Origin of the sequence: Leucobacter soli (assembly GCF_042659205.1) — a bacterium.
In the GTDB taxonomy this organism is placed as follows: domain Bacteria; phylum Actinomycetota; class Actinomycetes; order Actinomycetales; family Microbacteriaceae; genus Leucobacter; species Leucobacter soli.
The window spans coordinates 1-762 of sequence record NZ_JBHSRW010000450.1 but is presented as its reverse complement, the minus strand read 5'-3'; the positions used below and the strand labels follow the sequence as shown (position 1 = coordinate 762).

Here is a 762-nt window from a genome sequence, read left to right as displayed (position 1 = left end):
GCTGCGGCGCCTCCCCCGCCGGACGGTGTTCGGCAGGTAACCGGCACGCGGACCCTCGGCGGCGTTGATGTCGGGCACCCGCGGCAGGCCGTAGTCCTCGAGCGCCGCGAACATCGCCTCGGTCAGCTCGTCCGGTTCGCGCGTCACGCGGATGTCGAGCGGTCCGCCGGCCCCGCGCTCCGGCGACGCCCCGAGCTCGTGGTTCTCGAGGCTCAGGAAGAGCGGCAGGATCGTGTTCCAGCCCCAGCCCTCCAGCCCCGACCGTTCGAGCGCGTCCCAGTACGGCCGGTTGCCGCGCTCGTACTGCAGCCCGTTGATCGACGTGGATCCGCCGTCGACGCGCCCGCGCTGCCATCTCTCGCGCACGTGCTCCGGTCCGGTCGGCTCGGTGTCGTACATGAAGGAGTGCCGGTTCCCGCTCGAGAGGAAGAAGAATCCCTTCGGGATGGCGATCATCGGGTCGAGGTCGCTGCCGCCGCTCTCGAGCACGAGCACGGTGCTGCGGCCGTCTGCGCTGAGCCGGTCGGCGAGCACGCTGCCCGCGGCACCGGCGCCCACGATGATGTAGTCGGCCTGCTCGCTCACCCCCACACCCTACCCGGCGAGGCAGTCCTTGGGTCGGACCGTACCCGCGGGATCGCCCGGCGCTGCTGCGCGAGCGGCTGGACGAGGAGGACGAGGACGCCGAGTACCTCGCCGCCGCAGTCGCCGGCATCGCACCGCTCCGCGAGGTCGCCTCGCTCATCGTCGCCGGCCGCGGGG

2 protein-coding genes are annotated in these 762 nt (G+C 72.7%); both read right to left on the bottom strand.

The window, feature by feature from the left end; genetic code table 11:
- The coding region (locus ACFPZL_RS13880; RefSeq protein ID WP_382335988.1) for a GMC family oxidoreductase N-terminal domain-containing protein at window positions 1-585 on the bottom strand (585 nt) is incomplete at its 3' end.
- The coding region (locus tag ACFPZL_RS13875) for a hypothetical protein (RefSeq protein WP_382335987.1) at window positions 582-762 on the bottom strand (181 nt) is incomplete at its 5' end. The genes ACFPZL_RS13880 and ACFPZL_RS13875, both read right to left, overlap by 4 nt.